The following is a 25,876-nucleotide window of genomic DNA, read 5'->3' on the forward strand; positions in this document are numbered from 1 at the left end:
CGGCGTGGGCCCGACGGAGCTCGCTCAGCCCTTGGTGCCGTTCTTGCTGCCGTTGCACGCAGTGCCGGGGTGCTCGCCGATGGTGGCCAGGAAGTCGCGGATCTCCTTGGGGATCGAGCCCCAGTTCTGCACCACGCCGGGCTGCACGGGTGCCTCGAAGTCCATGTCGTCCAGGCCCGAGAAGGCGCAGATCGAGTTCGCGTTGTAGCCGTTGATCGGCGTCGGGTTGCCGGTGCCCGTGATCTCGCCTGCGGACGCGGCCGTGCCGGTCGCTCCCACGGTGGCAAGGGCCACGACGATCGTTGCCAGGATCCTCTTCATCGCTCATCTCCTTGGGGGGTCGTGCGTCAGGAGGCCCGAGACGACGCGGCCGCGACGCTAGGCCCGCGGGCTCGCGGCGGCGAGGTCAGATCGTCGAGATGACCGATAGTGGTGAGGGGACCTGCCCCGGATGGCGTACGCCGAACCACTGGACGGCGCCGAACTCCTCGAACCGCTCGGCCTCGCCGAAGCCCAGGCGCTCGGCCAGCGCCCGCGAGCGGGTGTTGGCCACCTGCGTGCACAGCACGACGGGCTCGCCGAGCCGACGGTCCGCCAGTGCGAGCAGCGCCGCGCACGCCTCGGCGGCGTACCCGCGCCCCCAGGCGTGCACGGGGAGCACGTAGCTGAGCTCGAGGGGGTGCTCGCCGACCGCCCGGCCGGGCCGTTCCGCCTCCCGACGGCTCAGCCCGACCCAGCCCAGGAATCGTCCGTCGCGCTCCAGCACGTACTGCGCCGGCCGGTCCGCCGGCACCTCGGGGAGGGTGTCGTCGAGCGTGGCGCGGTCCTGCCCGCCGCCGAGGTGGTGGTTGACCACCGGGTCCGAGCCGAGGTCGAGGAACTCCTCGCGATCGCGGGCCTCGGGAGCGCGCAGCAGCAGCCGCTCGGTGGGCACGGATCCGGCCGGCCAGGCGTCGGCGGTGAGGGGGAGACCCATGCCCGCAGGGTAGACAGCGAGTCGACCCGCCCGAGAACTTGTCAGCGAACTCGGCGTTCCTTCGGCAGATGTCGCCAGTGAGGGTGTGAGATGGACCGCACTAGTTTGTGGCTTCTCGGGTAACCACCCCGTCGAAATCTGGAGGCCTGCACATGTCGATGTTCAAGTGGGAAGTGGTCGATCCCGCTCCCGGGCAAGCGGTGCTGCCGATGCAGCGCCTGCCGTGGGGCAAGACGATCGGGCTCGGTGCCCAGCACGTGGTCGCCATGTTCGGCGCCACCTTCGTCTTCCCCCTGGTGATGGGGCTCGACGCCAACCTCGCCATCATGTTCTCGGGCTTCTGCACCATCCTGTTCCTGCTGATCGTGCAGAACCGGGTGCCCAGCTACCTCGGGACCAGCGCGTCGTTCGTGGCCTCGGTTGCGGCGATCCGAGCGCTCGACGAGGGCAACGACTCGTCCTACGTCACCGGCGCGATCCTCGTCGGCGGCCTCGTGCTCGCCGCGGTCGGCGTGCTCGTGCACTTCGCCGGCGCCCAGCTGATCCACCGCATCCTGCCGCCCGCCGTCACCGGTGCGGTCGTCATGCTCATCGGCTTCAACCTCGCCCCCGTCGTCGCCGGCATCTACTGGCCCCAGGACCAGTGGATCGCGCTGGCCACCGCGGCCTTCATGGTGTTCGCGGCCGTGGTGCTCCCCGGCTTCTGGTCGCGCATCGCGGTCTTCCTCGCCCTCGTCTTCGGCTACCTGCTGTCGTGGTTCGCCGACCTCGTCTTCGGGCCCATCACGTCCGTGCTGGGCGGCGCCACCGAGGCCACCGAGCACGACCGCGTGTCGTGGGCCGGTGTCGAGGCGGCCAGCTGGATCGGCCTGCCGAGCGGCACCCTCGCCGACGGTGTCTCGGTCGTCCACGGCCCGTCGTTCTCACTCACCGCGATCCTGCTCGTCCTGCCCGGCGTCATCGCGCTCGTCGCGGAGAACACCGGCCACGTCAAGGCCGTCGCCGAGATGACCGGCGAGGACCTCGACCCCTACATGGGCCGCGCGATCGGCGCCGACGGCCTCGCGACCGCCTTCGCCAGCGCGTTCGGCGGCTCGCCGACCACGACGTACGCCGAGAACATCGGCGTCATGGGCGCGACGCGGGTCTACTCGTCTGCCGCCTACTACGTCGCCGCCCTGGTGGCGATCCTGCTCGGCCTGTGCCCGAAGTTCGGCGCGGTGGTCAACGCGACCCCGGGCGGCGTCCTCGGCGGCATCACGGTTGTGCTCTACGGAATGATCGGTCTGGTGGGAGCCAAGATCTGGGTCGAGAACAACATCGACTTCGGCAACCCCGTCAACATGGTGGGCCTGTCGGCCGGCATCATCGCCGGCATCGGCGGCGTGACGCTCACCTTCGGTGACAACTTCGAGCTCGGCGGCATCGCGCTCGGCACGATCCTGGTCATCGTCTTCTTCCACATGGTCAAGGGCCGCGGCGCGGACAGCTCCGGCACCGTCACCCGCAACCTCAGCCACCCCGATTACGACGAGGGCGTCGACGACGCAGCCTCCGGAGGCACGCACAAGCGATGAAGCCCGCACCCTTCGCCTACCTGCGACCGTCCACCCTCGACGAAGCCCTCGCGGCGCTCGCGGGGGAGCAGGGGGCGAAGGTGCTGGCCGGTGGCCAGTCGCTCGTCCCGCTGCTGTCCATGCGGCTCGCCGCACCCTCGATGCTCGTCGACATCAACGCCCTGCCCGACCTCGGCCACGTCCGCGTGGCCGAGGACGGGGTCCGGGTGGGGGCCCTCGCCCGGCACGCCGAGGTGCTCGCCTCGACCGAGGCGGAGACGTCCCAGCCGCTGCTCGGCATGGCGCTGCGCCACGTCGCGCACCCGACGATCCGCAACCGCGGCACCACCGTCGGCTCGATCGTGCACGCCGACGCCGCGGCCGAGATGCCGATGGTGCTCCGGCTGCTGGAGGGATCGGTCGACGTCGCGTCGGTGCGCGGTCGTCGTACGATCCCGGCAGCGGAGCTGTTCATCGGCCCGCTCGAGTCGACCCTCGCCCACGACGAGGTCGCGGTCGAGGCGTTCTTCCCGGGTCTCGCACCCGGCGCCGGCGTCGCCTTCCAGGAGATCGCCCGCCGGCACGGCGACTACGCCCTCGTCGGCGTGGCCGCGCACGTCGAGACCGACGGCGACACCGTCACCCGCGCCCGGGTCGGATTCGTGTCGGTGAGCGACGTCCCCGTCGTCGTCGACGTCACCGACGCGCTCGACAACCCCGCCGCGAAGGCCCTCGCCGAGCTCGACCCGGCCGAGGACATCCATGCCACCGCCGCCTACCGCGCCCACCTCGTGAAGGTGCTGGCGCCCCGCGTCCTGGCGGCCGCGACCGACCACGCCCGCTCGCGGGCAGGAGAGGCGACCCACTCGTGACCACCGAACAGCTCCACGACGTACGCCTGCACGTGAACGGCTCCGTCCACGAGGTGCAGGTGCCGGCGCGGCGGCTGCTGTCCGACGCCCTGCGCCACGACTGCGGGCTCACCGGCACGCACGTCGGCTGCGAGCACGGCGTGTGCGGCGCCTGCACGGTGCTGGTCGACGGCACGCCGATGCGCTCGTGCCTGATGCTCGCCGTCTCGGCCGTCGACGCCGAGATCACCACCGTCGAGGGACTCACCGAGGACGACGGGTCCGCGCAGGGGCGGTTGAGCCCGGTGCAGCAGGCGTTCTCGGACTGCCACGGCCTGCAGTGCGGCTTCTGCACGCCGGGCTTCCTGACCACGATCACCGCCGGCCTGCGCGAGATGCCCGACCCGACCGAGGACGAGGCGCGGGAGATGATCGCCGGCAACCTCTGCCGCTGCACGGGCTACCAGAACATCGTGAAGTCGGTGCTGCGGGCCAGCGAGATCCAGCGTGAGCGGGGTGACGCATGACCACCAAGATGTTCGGTGCCAAGGTGCCGCGCGTGGAGGACCAGCGCTTCCTTCGCGGCCAGGGGCGCTACGTCGACGACCTGCTGACCGACGACCCGCGGCTGCTGCACGCCGCGGTGCTGCGCTCGCCCCACGCCCACGCCCGCATCGTCGACATCGACGTCTCCGGCGTGCTCGACGTCGAGGGCGTCGTGGCCGTGTGGACCTACGACGACCTGACCGACGCGATGGCCGAGCCGCTCCCGCTGCTCATCCCGCACCCGACCCTCACGCACGGTCGTACGCAGTACGCGCTGGCCAGGGACGAGGTCAACTACGTCGGCGAGGCGATCGCCTTCGTCGTCGCCGTCGACCGCTACGTCGCCGAGGACGCCGTCGCACGGATCCGCGTCGACTACGACCACCTCCTGCCCGTGGTCGGCATCGCCGCCGCCCGCGCGGCCGAGCGCACCGTCCACGACGACGTACCCGACAACGTCGCCGCACGGATGGTGCAGGAGAACGGCGACGCCCGCGCGGCCATCGCGAAGGCGCCCCACACCCTGGCCCTCGAGCTCGACGTCGAGCGCTCCGCCTGTACGCCGATGGAGGGGCGCGGCACGGTGGCCCGGTGGGACCCCGACACGTCCCGCCTCACGGTGTGGTCCTCGACCCAGACGTCGACCGGTGTGCGCGGCTGCGTCGCCGCCAAGCTCGGCCTCGACCTCGCCAAGGTCGACGTGATCACCCCCGACGTCGGCGGCGGCTTCGGCGTCAAGGTCGTCCACCCGTGGCCCGAGGAGCTGCTCGTCCCGCTCGCCGCGAAGACGCTCGGCCGTCCGGTGAAGTTCACCGAGGACCGCCGTGAGCACTTCATCTCGTCGGCCCACGAGCGCGCCCAGCAGCACCAGGTCGAGGTCGGCTTCGACGACGAGGGCCGCGTGCTCGGGCTCAACGTCGAGTTCTGGCACGACCACGGCGCCTACACGCCCTACGGACTGATCGTCCCGATCATCACCTCGACGCAGCTGCTCGGGCCCTACAAGCCGCAGAACTACCGCGTCGCCTTCGAGTCGCTCTACACCAACACGGTGATCGTCACGCCCTACCGCGGCGCGGGCCGACCCCAGGGCTGCTTCGTCATGGAGCGGACCATGGACGCGATCGCGGCCTACCTCGGCAAGGACCGCACCGAGGTCCGCTCGGCCAACTTCATCCAGCCCGACGAGTTCCCCTACGAGCACGGGCTGGTCTTCCAGGACGGGCGCGAGCTCACCTACGACTCCGGCGACTACCCGGCCTCGCTGACCAAGCTCAAGGAGCTCGTCGGCTGGGACGAGTTCGAGGACTTCCGCGCCGAGATGGCGGCGCAGGGCCGCAGGGTCGGCATCGGCCTGGCCTGCTACGTCGAGGGCACCGGAGTGGGTCCCTACGAGGGCGCCCATGTGCACATCGAGACCTCCGGCAAGGTCAAGGCCTCGATCGGTCTGACCACGCAGGGCCAGGGCCACCAGACCGCGTTCGCGCAGATCGTCGCCGACACCCTCGGCGTGCGTTTCGAGGACGTCGAGGTGGTCACCGGTGACACCCGCAAGATGCCCTACTCGGTCGGTACCTTCGCCTCCCGCGCAGCGGTCATGAGCGGCTCGGCCGTCCACCTCGCCGCGCTGCGGGCGAAGGAGAAGGCGCTGCGGATCGCCGCCGAGGCGCTCGAGGCGTCCGAGGACGACCTCGAGATCGCGGACGGCGTCGTGTCCGTGCGCGGCACCGACACGAGCATCGACCTCGGCACCGTCGCCGTCCTCTCCAACCCGCTGCGCTACGCCTTCGACGAGGCGTCCAAGGCCGCCACTCAGTTCTCCGTCGGCGACCCCGGCAAGCCGCCGGTCGCCGAGGGCGACGAGCCGGGCCTGGAGGGCAAGGACTTCTACTCCCCGCCGCGGTCGACCTTCGCCAACGGCATGCACGCCGTCATCGTCGAGACCGACCCCGACACCGCGGAGATCACGATCCTCAAGTACGCCGTCGTCCACGACTGCGGTCACCTGATCAACCCGATGATCGTCGAGGGCCAGATCCACGGCGGCGTCGCGCAGGGCGTGGGCGGTGCGCTCTACGAGCGGATGGCCTACGACGAGTCGGGCCAGCTGCTCAACGCGTCGTTCATGGACTTCCTCATGCCCTACGCCACCGAGGTCCCGACGTCGATCGACATCGACCACCTCGAGACGCCGTCCCCGCTCAACCCCCTCGGCATCAAGGGCGCCGGCGAGGCGGGCGTCATCCCGTCCGCCGCCGTCTTCGCCGCGGCCATCGAGGACGCCGAGGGCATCCCGATCACGTCGATGCCGATCTCCCCGTCCGAGCTCTTCGCCCTGCGCCTCGAGCACGCCGACGAACCCCGACCCCTGCTTGAGGAGACCCCATGAAGTTCACCGGAGAGAACACGCTGGCCGCGCCCGTCGAGCAGGCGTGGGACGCACTGCTCGACCCGGCGGTGCTCGTGCGCACCATCCCGGGCTGCGAGCGGCTGGAGGCGACCGGTGACAACGCCTACGCGATGACCGTCACCGCGGGCGTCGCCTCGATCAAGGGCACCTACGCCGGATCGTGCGAGCTGACCGACCTGGTCGAGCACGAGTCCCTGGTGATGAAGCTCGACGGCGCCGGCGCTCCCGGCACCATCGGCGCCACGGTCAACGTCCGCTTCGTGCCCGAGGGTGCGACCACGAAGGTGTCGTACGACGCCGACGCGACCGTCGGCGGGATGATCGGCGGCGTCGGCCAGCGGATGCTCACTAGCGTGTCGCGCCGGATGGCCGGCGAGTTCTTCGGCAACGTCGACGCTGCCATCGCGGGCGGCCCGGTGGCCGTGGCCCCGACCGCCGCCGCGCCCGGGGAGGCCGTCCCCGCCGGCGCTCCCGCCGCGGGTCAGGTCTTCACCGCCCCGGCCGCTGCGCCCGCGGTCGCCTCGCGTCAGGACTTCCTCACGGGCGTCGCCGTCGGCGCCGGCCTCGTCGTCCTGGGCGTCGTGGTCGGCGGGATCTTCGGACGCCGCCGGTGAGCGACCTGACGGTCGACTCCACCGCGCGCGCCCAGGCTGCCGCCGTACGCGCCGGTGAGATCTCGGCGACCGAGCTCCTCGAGCTGCACCTGGACCGGATCGAGGAGCGCAACCCCGAGCTCAACGCGATCGTCTCCCTCGACGCCGAGCGCGCCCGGGCCTGGGCGGCCGTCGCCGACCAGGCGCAGGCCTCGGGCGAGGAGGTGGGCCCGTTGCACGGGCTGCCCTTCGCGGTGAAGGACACCCACGCGCTCAAGGGGTGGCGCACCACCTACGGCTCGCCGATCTTCGCCGACGCCGTGGCCGACCACGACGTGCTCCTCGTCGAGCGCGTCCGCGCGGCCGGCGCGGTCTTCGTCGGCAAGACCAACGTGCCGGAGTTCGCGGCCGGCTCCCACACCTTCAACACGGTCTTCGGCGTCACCCGCAACCCCGTCGACCCGTCGCGCTCGGCGGGCGGGTCCAGCGGGGGAGCGGCGTGCGCGCTGGCCTCGGGCATGGTGCCGCTGGCCGACGGCTCCGACATGGGCGGCTCGCTGCGCAACCCCGCGTCGTTCTGCGGTGTCGTCGGCATGCGGCCCTCGCTCGGCCGGGTGCCGGAGTGGCCGCTCTACAACCAGTGGGAGAGCACGTCCGTGGGCGGCCCGATGGCTCGCAACGTCGGTGACCTGGCGCTGCTGCTCTCGGTGATCGCCGGTCCCGACCCGCGGGCGCCCCAGGCGCTGGGCGACCCGGGCTCGTCCTTCGCGCCGCCGCTGACCCCGGCCCCGCTCGCCGGGCTGCGGGTGGCGAGCTCGGTCGACCTCGGCGGCGCGCTGGTCGTCGACCACGAGGTCGCGGACGTCGTACGCGCGACCGCGGCGCGGCTCTCCGACGCGGGTGCGTCGGTGGCCGAGGCCCACCCCGACCTCGCCCTGGCCGACGACACCTTCCGCACGCTGCGGGCCTGGCACTTCCAGGCCAAGCTCGGACGGCTGCTCGCCGAGCACCCGACGTCGTTCAAGGCCTCGCTGGAGGCCAACATCCGTGCCGGCGAGCCACTGACCGGCGCCGACGTGGCCCGCGCCTACACCCAGCGCACGTCGCTCTCGGAGACGATGCGGCTGTTCTTCGGCGACCACGACGTGCTGCTGCTCCCGACCTCGCAGGTGCCGCCGTTCCCGGTGGAGCAGGAGTTCCCCGAGACGATCAACGGGCAGGAGATGCCCGACTACCTCGCCTGGATGCGCTCGGCCTACTTCATCACCGTCACCGGGTGTCCCGCGATCTCCGTCCCGGCCGGTCGCACCGCCGACGGCCTGCCCGTCGGTGTGCAGCTCGTCGCCCGGCACGGCGCCGACCGTCAGTTGCTCGAGGTCGCGGCGTCCATCGAGGAGCTGCTCGCGCCCTGACCCGCGAGGTCCAGCACGGCGCGCCGGTTGACGACCGACGGTGGCGAGGCGGGACGCAGCTCGCCGCGGCCCTCGAGCAGGCCGTCGGACAGGAAGAGCTCGATGCCGACGCGAGCCAGCACCGCCTCTGAGGCGAGGTTGCCGGACTCGACGGTCGCCTCCATCCACGTGATGCCGCGGGCGCGGGCGACGGTCGTGACGGCGTCGACCAGCGCGGAGGCGATGCCCCGGCCCTGCTGGGCGTCGACCACCTCGAAGGCCAGCTCCGCGGCGTCGGGGGCGGTCATCACGTAGCGGCAGATGCCCACGGGCACCCCGTCGACGAGCGCGACCCACGCAACGTGCCGGTCGCCGTCGACGTCGGTCAGCGCACGTCGGTGGCCGCTGGGCAGACGCGGCATCGGGACGAGGAACCGCTGCCGGCGCGACCGGCTCGACAACCCGGCGAAGACCGTCTCGAGTACGGCGACCTCGCCGGCCACGAGGGGACGGAGCAGGAGGGACCCGCCGTCGCGGAGCCGCACGTGGACGTGGGCGTGGAGCGAGTGGAACGGCCCTGCTGCGCGGGCGTCTGTCGTGCGCGGCGCGGCCATGGTGCTGCTGCAGGTCATCGGAAGTCTCCTTCAGGAACGGGTGGCGTGGAGCCGGTGGGTCGCGCGCCGGCGGGGCGGGGCGTCCGCCTCCAGCTCGAGCACGTGTGCCATCAGGCGATCGGGGCGGCGTACAACGGTGCGCAGCTCCCGTTCGCGTGAGGTGGCGAGGACAGTGGTGAGCGAGTGGTGCATGAGCGGCTCCTGGGTCGGTCTGGACTGAGTGGTCCGAGGTTGGTCCGACGTCCTTCCTGCGCCCTTCCGCGGCCCGTGCCGGCCGGGGGAAGAGATCCGGAAGGCCGGGGGAAGGTCCGCCGACCAACCTCGGTGCCATGACCAGCAACCAGGTCGGCGCATCAGCCCGACGCACCAGGGCCGTCACCCGTCGTGACATCGAGCTCTTCACCGCGATCAGCGGTGACCGCAACCCCGTCCACTACGACGAGGACCTCGCCGCGCGCTCCCGCTTCGGCGGGATCGTCGTGCAGGGCGGGGTGACCTCCGGGCTGCTCAACGCGCTCGTCGCCGAGCAGCTACCCGGTCCGGGGAGCGTGTTCCTCGAGGTCTCGTGGCGCTTCCTCGCGCCCGTTCGCCCCGGGGACCTCCTCACGGCGACGGCGGTCGTCACCGCGGTCCGCGACGACAAGCCGGTCACCACGCTCGCGACGAGCATCACGAACCAGGACGACGTGCTCGTCCTCGACGGCGCCGCCGTCGTCTGGCGCGACCCCGTGGTCAGCGCCGCCACCTCACCCACCACTCAGGAGAAGATCGCATGAGCACCACCACCGAGAAGGCTCCCCTCAACGGCGTTGACGTCCCCACGCTCTTCGGCACGCTTGACGCCGTCAAGCAGACGAACGAGATCGCCCGGTTCCAGTTCCGGGCCACCAACACCTGGGTGTCGGGCACCCACAGCCGCTCGACGTTCGCCGACTTCCGCGGCGCCATGCAGGAGATGCGGCACGCGCAGGACACCGTGGTCGAGTCCGACCACCCGGCCGTGCTCGTCGGCACGGACGCCGGTCCGACGCCGGTCGAGTACCTGCTGCACGCCATCGCCGCCTGTCTGACCTCCGGCATCGCCAACATCGCGGCCGCCCGCGGGGTCCGGCTCACCCACGTGTCGTCGTCCGTCACGGGCGACATCGACCTGCTCGGGATCCTCGGGCTGTCGGGCGGCGCCGTCCGCAACGGCTACGAGCAGGTCAAGGTCACCTTCCGTGTCGAGGGCGACGCCGACGAGGCCACCCTGCGCGACATCGTCGAGCAGTCCCGCCGCCGCTCGGCCGTCTACGACGCCCTCACCAACCCGACGCCCGTCCACATCGAAGTCGTGACGAGATGAGCCCGTCACCCGTACGAGCGGCCGGCCGGACCACTGGCCGGCCGCTCGCCGAAAGGAACCGTGAATGACCACCATCGACACCGTCGTGATCGGCGCCGGCCACGCCGGCCTGGCCGTGAGCAAGCTGCTCACGGACGCCGGTCGCGAGCACGTCGTGCTCGACCGCGGCCGGATCGGCCACCGCTGGCGCACCGAGCGCTGGGACTCCCTGCACCTGCTCACACCGAGCTGGATGACCCGGCTCCCCGGCTGGAGCTACCGCGGGCCCCACCCGGACGGCTACCTCAGCGTCGGCTCCTTCATCGGCTACCTCGAGTCGTATGCCGCCTCGTTCGGCGCGCCCGTCGTCGACGGAGCCACCGTGCACGAGGTCGCCGCCGAGCCCGGCGGCCGCCCGGCACGTCGCTACCGCGTCGTCACGAGCCGCGGCACCTGGCACGCGCGGCACGTCGTCATCGCGACCGGGCCGCACGGGACGCCGCACGTGCCCGCCGGCCTGGCCGGCCTCGACACGTCCCGAGTCGACCTGGTGACCTCGAACAGCTACCGCAGTCCCGGCCGGCTCCGGGCGGGCGGTGTCCTCGTCGTGGGCGCGTCGGCGTCCGGCACGCAGATCGCCGACGAGCTCAACCGTGCCGGCCGCGAGGTCACCCTCGCGGTCGGCCGACACACCAGGATGCCCAGGCGGCACCGCGGCCTGGACATCTTCTGGTGGCTCGAGAACACCGGCCGCCTGGCCCGGACCATCGACGAGATGGCCGACCCGGTGGCCGCGCGCGGGGAGACCTCGTTGCAGCTCGTGGGCCGCGACGACCCCGAGCGGGCAACCGAGGACCTCGACCTCGGCCGACTCCAGGAGCACGGCGTGCGCCTCGTCGGACGGCTCGAGACGGTCGACGGGCGGACGGCTCGTTTCCGCGACGACCTCGCCGCCACCGTCAGCGCCGCGGACGCGACCCTGGAGCAGCTCCTCGAGAGCCTCGACCACTTCGTCGAGCGGATCGGCCTGGCCGGCCAGCTGTGGGACAGCCCGCGGCCCCGTCCCGTCGCGATCGGGACGGCGCGCCGCCGGATCGACCTGCGTGCCGACGGCATCGGCACGGTGCTGGTGGCATCCGGCTACCGCCCCCACCACCCGTGGCTGCGACTGCCGATCACCGACCCCGGCGGGACCATCCGCCAGTACCGGGGCGTGACCCCTGCCGAGGGGGTGTACGTCGTCGGACAGCGCTTCCAGCACCGGCGCGACTCCGGCCAGATCGACGGGGCACGGCACGACGCCCGGTCGGTGGTGGCCCACCTGCTCGCCGCGAGCGGGTCGCCGGCTTCGGCCACCATCGGCTCCGGCGCCGGGCGGCAGGAACCGGCAGCATGAGCCGGGTCGACGTCGTCGTGGTGGGTGGCCGTGTCGCCGGCGCCTCGACCGCGATGCTCCTGGCGCGTGCGGGCCTCTCGGTCGCCCTGCTCGACCGGGGTCGGCGGGGAAGCGACACCCTCTCGACGCACGCGCTGATGCGCGCCGGAGTGCTGCAACTGTCCCGCTGGGGTGTGCTCGCCGACGTCGTGGCGGCCGGGACCCCGGCGGTCCGGCGCACGGTCTTCCACCACAACGACGGCGAGGACGTCTCCGTCTCCATCCGGCCTCGTGCCGGCGTGGACGCGCTCTACGCGCCCCGACGCCACCTGCTCGACCGGCTCCTCGTCGAGGCCGCCGAGGACGCCGGCGTGCACGTGCTGCACGAGGCGACCGTCACGTCGCTGCGCCGGGACCCGACCGGCCGCGTTACCGGCGTCGTCGGACGGACGAGCAGCGGCACGACCATCGACGTCGCGGCCGGGCTCGTCGTCGGTGCCGACGGGATCCGGTCCCGCGTCGCCGAGGAGGTCGGAGCCGCGACCACCTGGCAGGGCCGGACCGCAAGCGCGGTGCTCTACCGCTACGTCGAGGACCCGGGCCCGGACGCCTACGAGTGGACGTACGGCACCGGCGCCGCCGCCGGGGTCATCCCCACCAACGGCTGGGCATCCTGCCTGTTCGTGTCCACCACGCCGGTCCGGATGCGGCGCCTGCGCCGGTTGGGCGTGGAGCCGGCGTTCGCCGAGCTGCTGGCAGCCGCGGGCCCTGCCGCGGTGGAGCGTGTGCGCGCCGTCCGGCCGCTCTCGCCGGTCCGCGGCTGGGCCGGCGTCCCCGGGTTCGCCCGCCGGTCGTCAGGACCCGGGTGGGCGCTGGTGGGGGACGCCGGCTACTTCAAGGACCCCATCACCTCCCACGGCATGACCGACGCACTGCGGGACGCGGAGCTGCTCGCGACCGAGGTGCTCGCCGCCCACGGTGGCGTCCCGGAGGACGTGGCGATGGCGCGCTACGAGGAGACCCGGGAGCGGCTCTCCCGGCAGCTCGCCGAGACCACGGAGCGCGTCGCGGCGTACGACTGGGACACCCCGGGCATCCGGTCGCTGCTCCGCCGGCTGAGCTCTGCGATGGGCGAGGAGGTCGAGCACCTCGAGTCGCTCGACCTCCTCGGGATCGCGACCTGAGAGAGGTGGCGGGGAGGGACGACCCCGGAATTGGCGTCGAGCAGGTCGCTCCTCCCGGCGTAGAGTCGCATCGCTGGTGGCTGGGAGGGTGCGATGCACGTCGACATCAACCTCCTCGGAGGATTCGTGGTCGTCGTCGACGGCCGCGCCGTCGCCGCGCACGCCTGGACCCGCCGCAGCGCGGCCACCCTGGTCAAGCTGCTGGCCCTCCGTCCGGGGCGTCAGCTGCCCCGGGAGCGGGTGGTGGACCTGATGTGGCCCGACCTCCTGCTGGAGCAGGCGGCACCGAGGCTGCACAAGGCGGCGCACTACGCCCGCCATGCCGTCGGCGTCCCGTCCGCGGTCGTCCTCGCGGGCGACGTCGTGGCGCTGCTGCCCGACGCCGACGTGGTGGTCGACGTCGAGCGGTTCGACCGGGTGTCGGGCGACCCCGCGTCGGTCCAGGAGGCGATCGACCTCTACCGCGGCGACCTGCTCCCCGAGGACCTCTACGAGCCGTGGGCCGACACCGAGCGCGAGCGCCTGCGGGTCTCCTACCTCGACCTGCTCCGCTCGGCCGGGCGGTGGGCCGACCTTGTGTCGGTCGAACCGCTCGACGAGGAGGCACACCTGCGCCTGGTCCAGCAGCACGTCGAGTCCGGCAACCGCAGCCAGGCGCTGAGGCAGCTCGACGCGATGGCTCGCCTCTGGCGCGACGAGCTCGGCATCGAGCCCGGTCCGGCTGCCCGGGCCCTGCACGCCCGCGCGCAGGCCATGCCGCCGGTGGAGCCGTCGACCCTCGCCCCCGGCGCGGGCGTGAGTCGCGTGCCGCGTCCCGCGACCCGCACCGTGGGGCGTGAGCGTGACGTCGCCGAGGTCCTCTCACTGCTGGAGGACCACCGCCTGGTGACCCTCCTGGGCATCGGCGGGGTCGGCAAGACGAGGCTCGCCGCCGAGGTGGCGCACGGATACGCCGGGTCGACCTCGCAACGGACCTGCTACGTCGACCTCACCAAGGTCTCCGACGCCGGGCTCGTCGCGGAGCTGACCGTGAGCGAGCTCGGCATCCGGTCCGGGGACAACTCCAACGTGGTCCAGATGCTCGAGGAGGCGCTGCAGCGCCAGAGCCTGCTGCTGGTCCTCGACAACTTCGAGCACGTCGTGGAGGCCGCTGACCTCGTGGGGGACATGCTTCAGTGGTCCACCGACCTCCGGGTGCTGGTGACCAGCCGGGCGCGGCTGCGCGTCGCGGGGGAGCACGTCCACGAGGTGCACCCCCTGACCCTCGAGGGCGGGCACGGGACCGACGGCCTCGCCGACGCCATCGTCCTGTTCGACCAGGTCGCGACCGCGGTCGACCCCCACTTCGAGCTGGTCGACCACGTCGACGACGTCGCCGCGATCTGCCGTGCGGTGGACGGGCTGCCCCTGGCGATCGAGATCGCCGGCGGCCATCTGCGCACCCTGTCTCCCTCTCTCCTGCGCGAGCGCCTGACCAGCCGCCTGGGCTCGGCGGCCGCCGCAGGTCGCCACCTCCCGGACCGCCAGCAGACGATCCCGGCGACGATCGACTGGAGCCTGCAGCTGCTGGGCCCGGCGGAGCAGCGCTTGTTCGCGCTCTTCTCGGTCTTCCACGGCGCCGTCCCGTTGGAGGCCGTCGAGGCGGTCTGGGCCGACGGCGACGTGGTCGACCCGCTCAGCGTCCTGGTGGACCACAGCCTGGTCCGCCGCACGACCGGCTATCGCAACGAGCCGCGCTTCGGGATGCTCTCGCTCGTGCGGGAGCACGCCGCCCGGCTGGCCGACGGTCAGCGCGACGCGGCTCGGGCCGCGCACGCGGCGTACTTCGCGTCCCGCCTCGACGACCTCTACGAACGGCGGTGGACCGACGCGACCGACCGGTGGCTCGACGACATCAGCGAGATGCTGCAGGAGATCCGCGCAGCGCACGCCTGGGCGGCGCGCACCGGCGACGTACCCCTCACGGCCCGCATCACCGCGGCGCTCGGCGCCTACTGGTTCCTCGAGGGCAACCACGCCGAGGGGTTGCGCTGGATCGACGAGATGCTGGCGGTCGAGGACGAGCTGGACCCCTACGTCTCGGCCCGGATCCACCTGGCGGCCGGCTTCATGGCGTTCCCGTCGAACCGTCCAGAGGCGCGCGTCCACTGGGAGCGGGCGACGGAGCTGTTCCGCAGCCTGGAGGAGACTCGGCTCGTGGCCTACGGCCTGGCGGTCATCTCGGCGACCTACATCGACGAGGCCGAGCACGTCGAGCTGGCCATGCGGCTCAACGACGAGGCGCTGGCGCTCGGCCGCGGGGTCGGGAGCCCGGCCCTCGTCGCGCAGGTGCTCAACATCCGCGGCGAGCTGACGCGGGTGGCCGGCCGCGACGAGCTGGCGCGGGAGGCCTACGAGGAGGGCCTGCAGATCTCCGGCGACCTCGGCGACGAGATGTACGTCAGCGTGTTTCTGTCCAACCTCAGCTATCTCGCCGACCACCGAGGGGACCATGAGGAGGCCCGCCGGCTCACCCGTCAGGCCCTCCGGATCTGCTGGTCGCAGGGTCGCCGGCTGATGGCGGCCTGGACGATCTCGCAGCTGGCCGGACCCGAGCACGCGCTCGGCCGCTCCGAGCTCGCCGCGGGGCTCATCGGGGCCGGGGACGAGGCCCTACGCGTCCTGGGCGCCCGACGCCACCCCGGCGACGTGCCCGAGCACGACCGGGTGGTCGCGGCGCTCCGGGACGGCCTGGGTGACGAGCGGTTCGAGGAGCTGCGCTCCGAGGGCGCCCGGGTCACCCTCGACCAGGTGCTCTCCCGGGCACTCGACGGCGACGGCGTCGTGGGCGGTGTGGAGGAGGTCTCGCAGCGGGGGGTGCTGCAGGCAGGCGAGTGACGGCCCTGCAGCGATCACCCGTGTCCGTGGCGGACGGTTGCTGACCTCGCGCGGGCGCACGAGGTCCACCTGTCCGCCAGCACCACGGGGGACAGGGTCGCACGGTATCGCCCCACCCGGTCTGCGAGGGAGACGCGGAACGAGCCGTCGGTCTTCGTGCTGATCCTCGCGACGCGTCGCCACGACGAGCCTGCTCGTCGTTGTACCTCGACGCGTTGACCGCTCGCGCACGATCGCTCGCTGCTCGCCGTCAGGACACCCGTGGCGACGAGGTGCTTGCGGAGGCGCAGCCGCAGGACCCGACCGTGCACTGGGTCGCACACGTCCCGGTGACCGTCGCCGTCGTCGTCGGCCTGGTCCGGATTGCCCTGTGTGGGGCAGTTGTCCTGGGTGTCCGGGACCGTGTCGCGGTCCGCGTCCGCGAGGGGCGACGCGGTGGTCGGGGCCTGGAGTGGGGCCTGGGTCGAGGGCGGCACCGGGACCGTCTCCTCGCTGACCAGCGTGTCGACGCTGCTGGCGTCGTTGCCGGGAACCGCGTCGGTGGCCGAGCTGTCACCCGTCGCGGTCACGCGCACCGGCCCCGGGCCCGCCGGCGCGAGGAGACGCAGCGTAACCGAGCGCGTGACCGCGCGGCCGAGCACGTCCGCCGAGCAGACCAGGGAGCCGGTGCCCAGCCTGCACGGCAGAGCAGCGTCCACTGACACGAAGGTGCCGCCCGACCAGGTGAACGTCACCGAGGCGCCCGGCGCCGGGTCGGGGCCGGTGTTGGTCAGTCGTGCCTCGTAGGTCAGATCCTCCAGCGGCACCGCCGCCGCCGGACCTTCGATGGCCGTGGACACGTCGACGCTCGTGACTGCCCTGCAGGAGGCCGTCGTGGCGGTGGTGCAGGGTTGCCAGTCCACGGACGAGACGGCTTGGGGGACCTCGGCGCACGCCCCGTCGTCGTTGCAGACGTCCCGGGTGCCGGGCTCGACCACGGTCGTCGGTGCGCCCCCTCCGGCTGGGAGCCTCACGATGGCGGGATCGCCACCCGCGCCCTCGTTGACGGTGGCGGCCAGCATCGTGCCGTCGGGGGACCAGGCGACGCTGGTCCAGGTACGCCGGTCCTGGGTGAGTGCGCGGACGGTGCCCGTGGACGGGGTGACCACGTAGAGGTTGGGGTGGTACTCCGGGCCGGGACCGCCGAAGCCGCCCTCGCAGTCAAGCGTCGGCGTCGCCGGTACGAGCGGGACGAGGCTGCACGGCTCGGCGATGAAGGCGATCCTCGTGCCGTCCGGGGACCAGTCCAGCTGGTCGACGTAACCGTTGACGGTCACGACCTTCACGCGGTCGGCGCCGTCGGTGTCGATGACGGAGATCCCGCCCTGGGTGTCGGCCGGGGTCGGCGACGACGTGCGAAGGACTGGCCGAACGCGATCCGGTCAGCCGTGGGCGACCACCGCGCGATCCACTTGTAGATCGGGATGTCCGTCACCTGTGTGCGGCCGGTCCCGTTCGGGGCGATCGTCACGACCTGCTCGAAGCCGCTGTTGGGCCCGACCGGGCCGACCGGGGTGACGTAGACCAGCCTCGAGCCGTCACGTGACCACGAGGCCTTCACGGCCTCGGTGGAGACGAGGGCGCGGCCCGTGCCGTCGGCGTCGAGCACGACCGTCCGGCCCGGCTGCCCGAAGACCTCCTGCTCCCACGCGAGCAGCCGGTTGCCGTCCGGCGACCACTCGGGATGGAAGATGCCGTTGCCGCCGGCGTCCGTCAGCCGGTGGCGCCCGCTTCCGTCCGGGTTGACGACGTAGACCTGGTGGTCAGGGACGTTCCCGCCGACCCCTGCGACGAAGCTGATCATCCCGTTCGGGCCCGGCCAGGCCGCCGTGCCGGGGGACGCCGCCAAGGAGGCGACCAGGGAGGTGAGGACGAGGGCGCCGACGGTGGAGGCGGCGAGGAGTCCCGTCCGGTTCGCCATGTCTGCCTCCTGGTGCACGGTAGGCCGCGTCCGCGTCCACGGTCATGACCAAAACGGGTTGGCCCGGGCGGGGGGTGGAGGAGCGACCTGTCCTCGCCGGTAGGTGGGATCGGGGGTCGAAAGGGGACGAGTCCGTACGACGCGAACCGGTGCGCCGGGGAACGTCGCAGGCACCAGGTGATGGGGTGGCTGGGACGACGGAGGAGGAGCGATCGACCGGAAGCATCACACGACCGGTCACCTCCGAGGACCTGGACGTTTCGGCAACCTGATCCTCATCAGAAGGGCCCTTGACGCTCATACCGTCGAGGGCCCTTCGCCTGTCCTCCGCCTGTCCTTCGCCAACGTCCGCGCGACAGGTCTTGCCGAGGAATCAGCGATCCGTCGGCAAACTCTGCCGTGGTCACCGCCACGGCCCCATCGGTTGAATCATCCCCATGAGCGCACGGCGGATCAGGATCGGCATCGACACAGGAGGCACGTTCACCGACGTCGTCGCCTTCGACGAGGACTCGGGTGAGCTGCTCACCACCAAGACACCCAGCACGCCCGGCAACCCGGCCGACGGCTTCATCGCCGGCATCGAGAAGATCCTCGGCATCGTCGGCGCCGACGGAGGCGACATCACCGCCGTCTCGCACGGCACCACCGTGGCGACCAACAAGCTGCTCGAGGGCAAGGTCGAGGCGCTCGGCTTCATCACGACCGAGGGCTACGAGTTCATGCTCGAGATCGCCCGCCAGTCGGTGCCGGACGGCTACGGCAACTCCTACTTCTGGGTCAAGCCCGACCGCATCGTGCCGGCCGACCGTGTCCGCACCGTGGGTGGTCGCCTCGACTTCACCGGTGCCGAGATCCGGCCCTTCGACGAGGACCAGGCCGTCGCCGCGGCCCGCTGGTTCAAGGACCAGGGGATCACCACGATCGGCGTCTGCCTGCTGCACGCCTACGCCAACGACGAGCACGAGCTGCGGCTGCGCGAGATCCTGCGCCGCGAGCACCCCGACGCCGTCGTCTCCATCTCGAGCGAGGTGCTCCGCGAGTACCGCGAGTACGAGCGCTCGATGACCACCCTCGTCGACGCGGCGGTGAAGCCCAACGTCTCGCGCTACGTCACCAACATCTCCGACCGGCTCCACGGCTTCACGGGCGGGGCGACGATCCCGTTCTACGTGATGAAGTCGAACGGCGGCGTGCTGTCGGCCGACGAGGTCGTGCACCAGCCGATCACCACGGTGCTCTCCGGCCCGGCCGCCGGTGCCCTGGGAGCCGCGCTGATCGCGAAGGTCGCCGGCTTCCCCAAGATCCTCACCTGCGACGGCGGCGGTACGTCGACCGACGTGTCCGTCGTCCTCGACGGCGAGCCGACCCTCACCACCGAGGGCACCGTCGGCGCCTACCCGAGCAAGATCCCGATGATCGACGTGGTCACCGTCGGCGCGGGCGGCGGCTCGATCGCCTGGCTCTCGCCCGAGGGCACGCTCAAGGTCGGCCCGCACTCGGCCGGCGCCGACCCGGGCCCCCTCTGCTACGCCAAGGGCGGCACCCAGCCCACCATCACCGACGCCCACGTCACCCTCGGCCGCATCCCACCCCACCTCCTCGGCGGCGAGATCCCCCTCGACGTGGAGGCGGCCAGGGCGGGCATCGCCGACCTCGCCGACCAGCTCGGCCTCGACTTCGAGCGCTGCGCCACCGGCATCCTGGAGATCTCGGCCTGGAACCAGGCCAACGCGCTGCGCCAGGTCAGCGTCAAGCGCGGGCTCGACGTGCGCGACTTCATGCTGACGACCTTCGGCGGCTCCGGCTCGCTGCTGGCCTGCCGGCTCGTCGACATCCTCGACCTCGCGGGCGTCGTCGTACCCCCCAACCCGGGCAACGTGAGCGCCTTCGGCCTGCTGACCGTGGACGTGAAGAACGACTACGTGCAGACCCACGTGGCCAAGGAGTCCGCGCTCGACCACGGGGCCGTCCAGACGATCCTCGACACCCTCACCGACCGGGCCCGCGAGGCGCTCGGCAAGGAGGGCTTCACCGAGGACCAGCACCAGTTCCACCGCACCATCGACGTGCGCTACGTCGGCCAGGCCTACGAGGTGCGCGTCGTCGCACCCGAGGGCGTCGTCGACGACGCGTACGTCGCGCAGGTCGCCGACACCTTCCACGCCGAGCACCGCCAGCTCTACGGCTACGACTTCCGCGGCGACGCCACCCAGCAGGTCGAGTGGGTCAACCTGCGCGTCACCGGCATCGGACCGATCACGCGTCCGGAGATCCAGACCCTCGACAAGGCCGAGGGCGCCGTCGAGGACCGCGCGGTGCGCGGACGGCGTCCGGTGTGCTTCGACCCCGAGCAGGGCTACGTCGACACCCCCGTCATCTGGCGCACCGACCTCGGCGCCGGCGACACCTTCACCGGCCCGGCCATCGTGGAGGAGTTCGGCTCGACCATCCCCGTCCACCCCGGCTTCGAGGTCGTGGTCGACGACTGGGCCAACCTCGTGATCCGGAAGGAGTCGGGCCGATGAGCGCCGACGTCAGCACCCGCCCCGTGGACCCGGCCTACGTCACCGCGAAGCCGGTCAACCCGGCCGGCCTGCCCACGGCGTACGACCACGGCGGGCGCCTCACGCCCGAGGGCTCGAGCGTCGACCCGATCCTCGTCGAGATCGTCCAGGGCACCCTGGCCAGCGTCGAGATGGAGGTCGAGACCGCGATCGGTCGCACCAGCCGCTCGCCGATGATCCGCGACGCCCACGACTTCCGCGCGGGCATCCACGACCGCCAGCTGCGCAAGCTCACCGGCCGGTCCTACAGCGCGCTCGTGCACCCGATCGTGCGCGACTTCCCGCTGGAGGAGATGCGCGAGGGCGACGTGTTCTTCCACAACGACGTCTACGAGTCCGAGGGCGGCATCGGCCACCTGCCCGACCTGTGCGTCACCGTGCCGGTCTTCCACGAGGGCGAGGTCGTCGCGTTCGTGCAGGCCTTCGGCCACCACGACGACATCGGCGGTGCATGCCCCGGCTCGATGCCGAGCGGCGCGACGAGCGTCTACGAGGAGGGCCTCGCCGTCCCGCCGATCAAGCTGTGGGACGCGGGCGTGCCCAACAAGGCCGCGCTGCGGATCATGACGCGCAACTCGCGGATGCCCGACAGCCTCGCCGCCGACCTCGACGCCGAGTGCTCGGCCTGCCTGATGGGCGCGCGCCGCCTCAGCGAGCTGTTCGAGCGCTACGGCCGCGAGGCGATCGAGACCTCCTTCGACGCGATCCTCGACGCGACCACCGAGACCTACCGGCGCGAGATCCTCTCCAAGATCCCCGACGGCACCTACGTCTGGGAGGACTACGCCGAGCACGACGGCGTCGACGAGCCGCAGCTGCACACCCAGCGGATCACCCTCACCAAGGTCAGCGACGCCCCGGCCGACCCCGAGAACGGTCGCCCCGCCGGACCGCGTCTGATCATCGACTTCACCGGCACCAGCGCGCAGGCCAAGGGCCCGATCAACCACTGCGGCGACTACGTCGGCGGCAACTTCCTCAAGAAGTGGCTCGCGCCGATCCTGCGCAACCTCGCCGACACCCCCGAGCGGATGGCCGAGCTCGACGTCAACGAGGGCATCGTGCCGCTGATCGAGATGCGGTTCCCCGAGAAGGGCACGCTGCTCACGCCGATCCACCCCGGCCCGACCAACGCCCGGACCTTCGTGATCCTGCGGCTGCTCGGCGTCCTCGCCGGTGTGGTGGCCAAGGCCGTCGACGGCAAGATGCCGGCCGACCAGGAGACGATCCGCTACACCGGCGTCTACGGCAAGGACCTCGAGGGCAACGACTACCTCATGCGCGAGGTGCTCGGCGGCGGCTCGGGCGGGCGCTACTACGCCGACGGCGAGGACACCATCCACGTGGTGCCGGACTCCCGCAACCTGCCGACCGAGTTCACCGAGTCGCGCTTCCCGTTCATCGTCGAGCGCCTCGGCCTCGCGGTCGACTCCGGCGGCGCGGGCGAGTACCGCGGCGGCCTCGGCTACGAGAAGCAGATCCGGATGCTCAAGGACGCCCACTTCATGTCCATCGCCGACCGCTCGATCCTGGCCTGCTGGGGCGTGCGCGGCGGCAAGGCCGGTGCACCCTTCCAGGTCGTCATCGACCCGGACGGCCCCGACGAGCGCGAGGTCGACGCCCTCGCCGACGCCGAGGTGATCCGGGCCGGACAGGTCGTCCGGATCCGGACGACGGGTGGCGGCGGCTGGGGCGACCCGCTGGCCCGCGACCCCGAGCTCGTCGTGCGCGACGTCGTGTGGCGCAAGGTCTCGGCCGAGGCCGCGCTGCGCGACTACGGCGTGGTGCTGACCGGCTCGGCCGACGCCGGTGACCTGGGCTTCGACGCGGCGGCGACCTCGACCGAGCGCGCCGGCCGCGCGGCCTGGAGCAAGGACGACGACGCGTTCTTCGACCGCGGTCCGGGCTACTCGTCGCTGGCCGACGGTGCGGCCTTCGCCGAGGTGGACCGGGTCTGAGCGGGTCGTGTCGATGAGGCGGGTCGCGGTCCTCGGCGGTCACGGCAAGACGGGGCGGGCGGTCTGCTCCGCGCTCGCCGAGCGGGGTGCCGAGGCGCGCCCGCTGGGTCGCGCGGACTGGGCGGACCTCGCGTCGGCCGTGGCCGGCTGCGAGGCGGCGTACGTCATCGCGCCGAACCTGCACCCCGACGAGCCGGCGTACGTCGCCACGGTGCTGCGTGCCATGACCGCTGCGGGGGTGGGCCGCGTGGTCCACCACTCCGTCGCCTCGCCCTACGCGCCCGCGATGCCGCACCACGTCGGCAAGGCCGTGAGCGAGGACCTGGTGCGGCGCAGCGGCCTGGGGTGGACGATCCTCCAGCCCGGCGCCTACCTGCAGAACCTCGACCTCGCCGGCCCGCTCGACCTGCCCTACTCGCCCGACGTGCCGTTCGGCTTCCTCGACCTCGCCGACCTCGGCCGGGCCGCGGCTGTCGTCCTCACCGAGGACGGTCACGTGGGGGCGACGTACGAGCTCGCCACCCGCGTCGCGACCGTGCGTGAGCTTGCTGCGGAGGCGGGGGTCGAGGTGCGGCGGGTGGACGACCCGGGCACCCATCCCTGGCTGTCGGCGATGTTCGCCTACTACGACGACCACGGGCTGCCGGTCGGCACGCGCGTGCTCGACGCACTGCTCGGTCGGTGACGACCGCCGGTGCGATGATCGGCGGATGACCACCGCGGAGACGTACGCCGACCTGGGCGAGGCCGCGTGGCGCTGGGTCCTCGACCAGGTGCGGTGGGACGACGGGCCGTGGATCCCGGTGTCGCTGGGCTTCGATGGTCGGGCCCACGACGGCGGGCCGCCCGAGGACCGCGACGGCATGCACAGCGGGATCGGCGGCCTCGCGCACGTGCTCGCGGAGGTCCGCGGGACGCGTGAGTGGACCGCCGAGGAGCGGGCGCTCGCCGACGGCATCGTCGAGCGGGTCCGGCGTGGCCTCCCGACGACCGAGGTGTACTCCTACTTCGACGGCCTGGTCAGCGACATCGGTGTGTTGTCGGCGCTCGAGGCGGACGGGGTCGAGGAGGCGATCGCCCGCCTTGCCGGGCTCGCCACCGACGACGGCTGGGAGCAGCCGTGGCTGGAGTCGCCGCCGTTCGCACCGCACACGCGGATCAACGACGTCACGCTCGGCACGGCCGGCAACCTGCTCGGGGCGGTCTGGGCGCACCGGCAGGGCGTCCCGGGCGCCGATGCGCTGGCGACCAGGACCGCGGGCATCCTGCTGGCAGAGGCGGAGCCGACGGAGGCGGGCACGAACTGGCGGTTCTTCCCGCGCCGCTTCGCAGACGACGTGCCTCCCGAACGTCGCGACCGGCAGATGCCCAACTGGTCCCACGGCCTCGCCGGCATCGCCGCCTCGCTGGCGGTCGCCGGCTCCGAGCTGGGCAGGCCCGACCTCGTCGAGGCCGCGCGCAGCGGGGCCGAGCACCTCGTCACGCTGGGCGACACGAGCGACGGCGGGTTCGTCGTGCCGCACGTGATCCCGAGCCAGGCCGACATGGACGAGGTGACCTGGTCGTGGTGCCACGGCCCGACCGGCACCTCCCTGCTCTTCACCGCGCTCGAGCACGCCGGCGTCGGGGCAGTCGCTGGGGAGACGCCTGCGCAGTGGCACCGCCGCTGCCTGCGCAGCATCCGCACGTCGGGCGTCCCGGCGCGACTGCGGCCGGGCTTCTGGGACAACGACGGCCGCTGCTGCGGTACCGCCGGCGTGGGCGAGGTGTTCCTCGACGCCTGGCAGCGGCTCGGGGTCGAGGACGACCTGGTCTTCGCGCAGGTCCTCGGCGACGCATTGGTCGAGCGGGCTGTCGTGGACTCCGGCCGCGCGTGCTGGCGCTTCACCGAGCACCGCAACGACGACCCGCTCCTCCCGCCCGGCGTCGGCTGGATGCAGGGCGCGGCCGGCATCGCGGCGTACCTGATGCGGCTCGGCCGGGTCCTCCGCGAGGGACGTACGACGCCTCCCGTCGCGCGGCTCGACACGTGGTGGAACCTGCCCTGAGCGGCCTCAGGGCTCGATCAGCCCGGCCCGGATCGCGTAGCGCGTCAGCTCGACCCGGTCGCGCATCCCGAGCTTGCCGAGGATGTTGGCCCGGTGGCCCTCGACGGTCTTGAGCGCGATGTGCAGCTCCTTGGCGATCTCGCGGGACGAGCGGCCCTCGGCGATCAGCTTGATCACCTGGTCCTCGCGGGCGGTGAGCACCGACGACGGCACCCGCTCACCGCGACGCAGCCGGTCGAGGTAGTCGCGCACGAGCGTGCTCTCCGCGCCGGGGTAGAGGAAGGTCTCCCCGCGCATCGCCGCGCGGCAGGCGCCGACGAGGTCCTCGTCGGCGACGGACTTGAGGACGTACCCGCTCGCCCCTGCCTTGAGCGCACCGAAGAAGTACTGCTCGTTGTCGTGCATCGAGAGCATCAGGATCTTCGGCGGGTTGCGCCGCCGGCCGATCTCGGCCGCCGCCTGCAGGCCGGTCATCCGCGGCATGGCGATGTCGAGCACGACGAGGTCGACGTCGGTGTCGCGCACCCGCTCGACGGCCTCGACCCCGTCGGCCGCCTCCGCGACGACGGTCAGGTCGGGCTCCTGCTCGAGGATGAGACGTACGCCGCGGCGCACCAGCGTGTGGTCGTCGGCGAGGAGGATCCGGATCATGCGACCACCTCCGCGGCCGTGCCGACGGGCACCTTGAGCCGCACGGTGGTGCCGTGGCGCGGCTGGCTGATCACCGACAGCTCGGCCTGGACGAGGGCGGCGCGCTCGCGCATGCCCATCAGGCCCGAGCCCTCGGAGAGGCCGGTGAAGCCGCGACCGTCGTCGCGGACCTCGAGCACGACGTGGGCGCCGAGCCGCTGCAGCGACAGCTCGACGGCATGCGCGTCCGCGTGCCGGGCGGCGTTGGTGAGCGCCTCCTGTGCCACGCGGTAGACGACCACCTCGGCCTCCGGGCTCAGGGCCGGCAGGCCGGGGGCGAACGAGCGCCGCACTGACGCCGAGCTGCGGTCGGCGAACTCCGTCGCCAGGGCGGCCAACGCGCTCGCCAGGCCGAGGTCCTCCAGCACGCCGGGACGCAGCCGCCGCGCCACCCGGCGTACGTCGTCGAGGCCGGCGCGGGCACTCTCCCGCACGGCCGCCAGCTCGGGCACCAGCGCCGCCGGGGCCTGTGACTCGAGCTGCTTGAGGCCGAGCAGGACGACCGTCAGGCTCTGCCCCACCTCGTCGTGCAGCTCCTGGGCGATGCGGTGGCGCTCGGCCTCCTGCGCGGCCAGGGCGCGCGCGTCACCGGTGCGCCGCTCCTCGGCGAGGCGGGCGAGCAGCCGGTTGACGCTGCGCGCGATGCCGAGCACTGGGCCCGCTCCCTCCTCCGGGAGCTCGGTCGGCTCGAGGTGCTCGATGTTCTCGAGCCGCGCGATCAGGCGGTGCAGCGGCGCCAGCGCCCAGCGGATGAGGAGGGCGTTGGTCAGGATCATCACCACCAGCCCGACGCCGACGACGAGGAACTCCGAGGACACCGCGTCTGCGGAGACCCGGGCGGGGGAGAGGAGCAGCAGCAGCGCCGCGACCACCAGCACGACGCCGTTGATCAGGCAGATCGTCCAGAACAGCGGGAGGTGGCTGGGCAGACGCATGCGCACCACCTTCCCACCTCC

At 72.5% G+C, this 25,876-nt stretch carries 23 protein-coding genes; 15 read left to right on the forward strand and 8 right to left on the reverse strand.

Annotated features, from left to right (window positions below; genetic code table 11):
- Positions 1-24: 24 nt before the first annotated feature.
- A complete protein-coding gene (locus tag ACNKF0_RS05995; protein ID WP_416956621.1) occupies positions 25-321 on the reverse strand; it encodes a hypothetical protein in 297 nt (98 codons plus the stop codon).
- 85 nt (positions 322-406) lie between these two features.
- Positions 407-976, reverse strand: coding sequence for a GNAT family N-acetyltransferase (locus ACNKF0_RS06000; RefSeq protein WP_416956623.1), 570 nt, complete (start codon positions 974-976; stop codon positions 407-409).
- A gap of 152 nt (positions 977-1,128) precedes the next feature.
- On the opposite strand from ACNKF0_RS06000, the gene ACNKF0_RS06005 reads away from it, so the two are divergent.
- From ACNKF0_RS06005 to ACNKF0_RS06030, 6 genes are read left to right on the forward strand one after another with little or no spacing between them, the layout of a single operon-like run.
- On the forward strand, positions 1,129-2,553 hold the full coding sequence (locus tag ACNKF0_RS06005) for a uracil-xanthine permease family protein (RefSeq protein ID WP_416956625.1): 1,425 nt from the start codon (positions 1,129-1,131) through the stop codon (positions 2,551-2,553).
- A complete protein-coding gene (locus ACNKF0_RS06010) occupies positions 2,550-3,404 on the forward strand; it encodes an FAD binding domain-containing protein (protein ID WP_416956627.1) in 855 nt (284 codons plus the stop codon). Before ACNKF0_RS06005 ends, ACNKF0_RS06010 begins: the two co-directional genes overlap by 4 nt.
- Entirely contained in the window at positions 3,401-3,910 is a 510-nt protein-coding gene (locus ACNKF0_RS06015; RefSeq protein ID WP_416956629.1) for a (2Fe-2S)-binding protein, read from the forward strand. The genes ACNKF0_RS06010 and ACNKF0_RS06015 overlap by 4 nt, the downstream gene beginning before the upstream one ends.
- Positions 3,907-6,318: an aerobic carbon-monoxide dehydrogenase large subunit gene (gene cutA, locus ACNKF0_RS06020; protein ID WP_416956631.1), complete on the forward strand. Its 2,412-nt coding sequence runs from the start codon at positions 3,907-3,909 to the stop codon at positions 6,316-6,318. The genes ACNKF0_RS06015 and cutA overlap by 4 nt, the downstream gene beginning before the upstream one ends.
- Positions 6,315-6,953 carry an SRPBCC family protein gene (locus ACNKF0_RS06025; RefSeq protein WP_299921924.1) on the forward strand — a complete coding sequence of 213 codons (639 nt, stop codon included), beginning with the start codon at positions 6,315-6,317 and terminating at the stop codon, positions 6,951-6,953. The genes cutA and ACNKF0_RS06025 overlap by 4 nt, the downstream gene beginning before the upstream one ends.
- Positions 6,950-8,344, forward strand: coding sequence for an amidase (locus ACNKF0_RS06030; protein WP_416956633.1), 1,395 nt, complete (start codon positions 6,950-6,952; stop codon positions 8,342-8,344). The genes ACNKF0_RS06025 and ACNKF0_RS06030 overlap by 4 nt, the downstream gene beginning before the upstream one ends.
- Here ACNKF0_RS06030 and ACNKF0_RS06035 read toward each other — a convergent pair.
- Both ACNKF0_RS06035 and ACNKF0_RS06040 read right to left on the reverse strand, forming a co-directional pair.
- Positions 8,296-8,955: a GNAT family N-acetyltransferase gene (locus ACNKF0_RS06035; RefSeq protein WP_416956635.1), complete on the reverse strand. Its 660-nt coding sequence runs from the start codon at positions 8,953-8,955 to the stop codon at positions 8,296-8,298. The genes ACNKF0_RS06030 and ACNKF0_RS06035 overlap by 49 nt on opposite strands.
- Positions 8,956-8,967: 12 nt before the next feature.
- Positions 8,968-9,129, reverse strand: a complete 162-nt coding sequence (locus ACNKF0_RS06040; protein WP_416956637.1) for a hypothetical protein — start codon at positions 9,127-9,129, stop codon at positions 8,968-8,970.
- A gap of 137 nt (positions 9,130-9,266) precedes the next feature.
- Between ACNKF0_RS06040 and ACNKF0_RS06045 the strand changes: the two genes are divergently transcribed.
- From ACNKF0_RS06045 to ACNKF0_RS06065, 5 genes are all read left to right on the forward strand, one after another.
- Complete coding sequence (locus tag ACNKF0_RS06045; protein WP_416956639.1) at positions 9,267-9,713, forward strand: MaoC family dehydratase; 447 nt, start codon at positions 9,267-9,269, stop codon at positions 9,711-9,713.
- Positions 9,710-10,282, forward strand: a complete 573-nt coding sequence (locus tag ACNKF0_RS06050; protein WP_416956641.1) for an OsmC family protein — start codon at positions 9,710-9,712, stop codon at positions 10,280-10,282. Before ACNKF0_RS06045 ends, ACNKF0_RS06050 begins: the two co-directional genes overlap by 4 nt.
- Positions 10,283-10,346: 64 nt before the next feature.
- Positions 10,347-11,657 carry a flavin-containing monooxygenase gene (locus tag ACNKF0_RS06055; RefSeq protein WP_416956643.1) on the forward strand — a complete coding sequence of 437 codons (1,311 nt, stop codon included), beginning with the start codon at positions 10,347-10,349 and terminating at the stop codon, positions 11,655-11,657.
- Positions 11,654-12,820: an NAD(P)/FAD-dependent oxidoreductase gene (locus tag ACNKF0_RS06060; protein ID WP_416956645.1), complete on the forward strand. Its 1,167-nt coding sequence runs from the start codon at positions 11,654-11,656 to the stop codon at positions 12,818-12,820. The genes ACNKF0_RS06055 and ACNKF0_RS06060 overlap by 4 nt, the downstream gene beginning before the upstream one ends.
- 93 nt (positions 12,821-12,913) lie before the next feature.
- Positions 12,914-15,697 (forward strand): ATP-binding protein, encoded by a 2,784-nt coding sequence (locus tag ACNKF0_RS06065; RefSeq protein ID WP_416956646.1) that lies wholly within the window; start codon positions 12,914-12,916, stop codon positions 15,695-15,697.
- 14 nt (positions 15,698-15,711) lie between these two features.
- On the opposite strand, the gene ACNKF0_RS06070 is transcribed toward ACNKF0_RS06065, so the two are convergent.
- On the reverse strand, positions 15,712-17,013 hold the full coding sequence (locus ACNKF0_RS06070; protein ID WP_416956647.1) for a hypothetical protein: 1,302 nt from the start codon (positions 17,011-17,013) through the stop codon (positions 15,712-15,714).
- A gap of 5 nt (positions 17,014-17,018) precedes the next feature.
- Complete coding sequence (locus ACNKF0_RS06075; protein ID WP_416956648.1) at positions 17,019-17,657, reverse strand: TolB family protein; 639 nt, start codon at positions 17,655-17,657, stop codon at positions 17,019-17,021.
- Between the two features lie 437 nt (positions 17,658-18,094).
- Between ACNKF0_RS06075 and ACNKF0_RS06080 the strand changes: the two genes are divergently transcribed.
- The 4 genes from ACNKF0_RS06080 to ACNKF0_RS06095 are packed head-to-tail and all read left to right on the forward strand — an operon-like array spanning position 18,095 to position 24,230.
- Positions 18,095-20,185 (forward strand): hydantoinase/oxoprolinase family protein, encoded by a 2,091-nt coding sequence (locus ACNKF0_RS06080; RefSeq protein WP_416956651.1) that lies wholly within the window; start codon positions 18,095-18,097, stop codon positions 20,183-20,185.
- Positions 20,182-22,182, forward strand: coding sequence for a hydantoinase B/oxoprolinase family protein (locus tag ACNKF0_RS06085; protein WP_416956652.1), 2,001 nt, complete (start codon positions 20,182-20,184; stop codon positions 22,180-22,182). Before ACNKF0_RS06080 ends, ACNKF0_RS06085 begins: the two co-directional genes overlap by 4 nt.
- 13 nt (positions 22,183-22,195) lie before the next feature.
- The gene (locus ACNKF0_RS06090) at positions 22,196-22,867 is read left to right on the forward strand and encodes an SDR family oxidoreductase (RefSeq protein ID WP_416956654.1); all 672 of its coding nucleotides are present in this window, start codon (positions 22,196-22,198) and stop codon (positions 22,865-22,867) included.
- 25 nt (positions 22,868-22,892) lie between these two features.
- On the forward strand, positions 22,893-24,230 hold the full coding sequence (locus ACNKF0_RS06095) for a lanthionine synthetase LanC family protein (RefSeq protein ID WP_416956656.1): 1,338 nt from the start codon (positions 22,893-22,895) through the stop codon (positions 24,228-24,230).
- Between the two features lie 6 nt (positions 24,231-24,236).
- On the opposite strand, the gene ACNKF0_RS06100 is transcribed toward ACNKF0_RS06095, so the two are convergent.
- The gene (locus ACNKF0_RS06100) at positions 24,237-24,881 is read right to left on the reverse strand and encodes a response regulator (protein ID WP_416956658.1); all 645 of its coding nucleotides are present in this window, start codon (positions 24,879-24,881) and stop codon (positions 24,237-24,239) included.
- A complete protein-coding gene (locus tag ACNKF0_RS06105) occupies positions 24,878-25,855 on the reverse strand; it encodes a sensor histidine kinase (RefSeq protein ID WP_416956660.1) in 978 nt (325 codons plus the stop codon). Before ACNKF0_RS06105 ends, ACNKF0_RS06100 begins: the two co-directional genes overlap by 4 nt.
- Positions 25,856-25,876 lie beyond the last annotated feature (21 nt).

The sequence above is a fragment of the Nocardioides sp. T5 genome (genome assembly GCF_048161455.1).
Classification (GTDB): Bacteria; Actinomycetota; Actinomycetes; order Propionibacteriales; family Nocardioidaceae; genus Nocardioides.

Excerpts from the sequence above, each read along its gene's own strand:
- ACNKF0_RS05995 (WP_416956621.1), bottom strand. The coding sequence starts at position 321 with ATGAAGAGGATCCTGGCAACGATCGTCGTGGCCCTTGCCACCGTGGGA.
- ACNKF0_RS06000 (WP_416956623.1), bottom strand. The coding sequence starts at position 976 with ATGGGTCTCCCCCTCACCGCCGACGCCTGGCCGGCCGGATCCGTGCCC.
- ACNKF0_RS06005 (WP_416956625.1), top strand. The coding sequence starts at position 1,129 with ATGTCGATGTTCAAGTGGGAAGTGGTCGATCCCGCTCCCGGGCAAGCG.
- ACNKF0_RS06010 (WP_416956627.1), top strand. The coding sequence starts at position 2,550 with ATGAAGCCCGCACCCTTCGCCTACCTGCGACCGTCCACCCTCGACGAA.
- cutA (WP_416956631.1), top strand. The coding sequence starts at position 3,907 with ATGACCACCAAGATGTTCGGTGCCAAGGTGCCGCGCGTGGAGGACCAG.
- ACNKF0_RS06025 (WP_299921924.1), top strand. The coding sequence starts at position 6,315 with ATGAAGTTCACCGGAGAGAACACGCTGGCCGCGCCCGTCGAGCAGGCG.
- ACNKF0_RS06035 (WP_416956635.1), bottom strand. The coding sequence starts at position 8,955 with ATGACCTGCAGCAGCACCATGGCCGCGCCGCGCACGACAGACGCCCGC.
- ACNKF0_RS06040 (WP_416956637.1), bottom strand. The coding sequence starts at position 9,129 with ATGCACCACTCGCTCACCACTGTCCTCGCCACCTCACGCGAACGGGAG.
- ACNKF0_RS06045 (WP_416956639.1), top strand. The coding sequence starts at position 9,267 with ATGACCAGCAACCAGGTCGGCGCATCAGCCCGACGCACCAGGGCCGTC.
- ACNKF0_RS06050 (WP_416956641.1), top strand. The coding sequence starts at position 9,710 with ATGAGCACCACCACCGAGAAGGCTCCCCTCAACGGCGTTGACGTCCCC.
- ACNKF0_RS06055 (WP_416956643.1), top strand. The coding sequence starts at position 10,347 with ATGACCACCATCGACACCGTCGTGATCGGCGCCGGCCACGCCGGCCTG.
- ACNKF0_RS06060 (WP_416956645.1), top strand. The coding sequence starts at position 11,654 with ATGAGCCGGGTCGACGTCGTCGTGGTGGGTGGCCGTGTCGCCGGCGCC.
- ACNKF0_RS06065 (WP_416956646.1), top strand. The coding sequence starts at position 12,914 with ATGCACGTCGACATCAACCTCCTCGGAGGATTCGTGGTCGTCGTCGAC.
- ACNKF0_RS06075 (WP_416956648.1), bottom strand. The coding sequence starts at position 17,657 with ATGGCGAACCGGACGGGACTCCTCGCCGCCTCCACCGTCGGCGCCCTC.
- ACNKF0_RS06080 (WP_416956651.1), top strand. The coding sequence starts at position 18,095 with ATGAGCGCACGGCGGATCAGGATCGGCATCGACACAGGAGGCACGTTC.
- ACNKF0_RS06085 (WP_416956652.1), top strand. The coding sequence starts at position 20,182 with ATGAGCGCCGACGTCAGCACCCGCCCCGTGGACCCGGCCTACGTCACC.
- ACNKF0_RS06090 (WP_416956654.1), top strand. The coding sequence starts at position 22,196 with ATGAGGCGGGTCGCGGTCCTCGGCGGTCACGGCAAGACGGGGCGGGCG.
- ACNKF0_RS06095 (WP_416956656.1), top strand. The coding sequence starts at position 22,893 with ATGACCACCGCGGAGACGTACGCCGACCTGGGCGAGGCCGCGTGGCGC.
- ACNKF0_RS06100 (WP_416956658.1), bottom strand. The coding sequence starts at position 24,881 with ATGATCCGGATCCTCCTCGCCGACGACCACACGCTGGTGCGCCGCGGC.
- ACNKF0_RS06105 (WP_416956660.1), bottom strand. The coding sequence starts at position 25,855 with ATGCGTCTGCCCAGCCACCTCCCGCTGTTCTGGACGATCTGCCTGATC.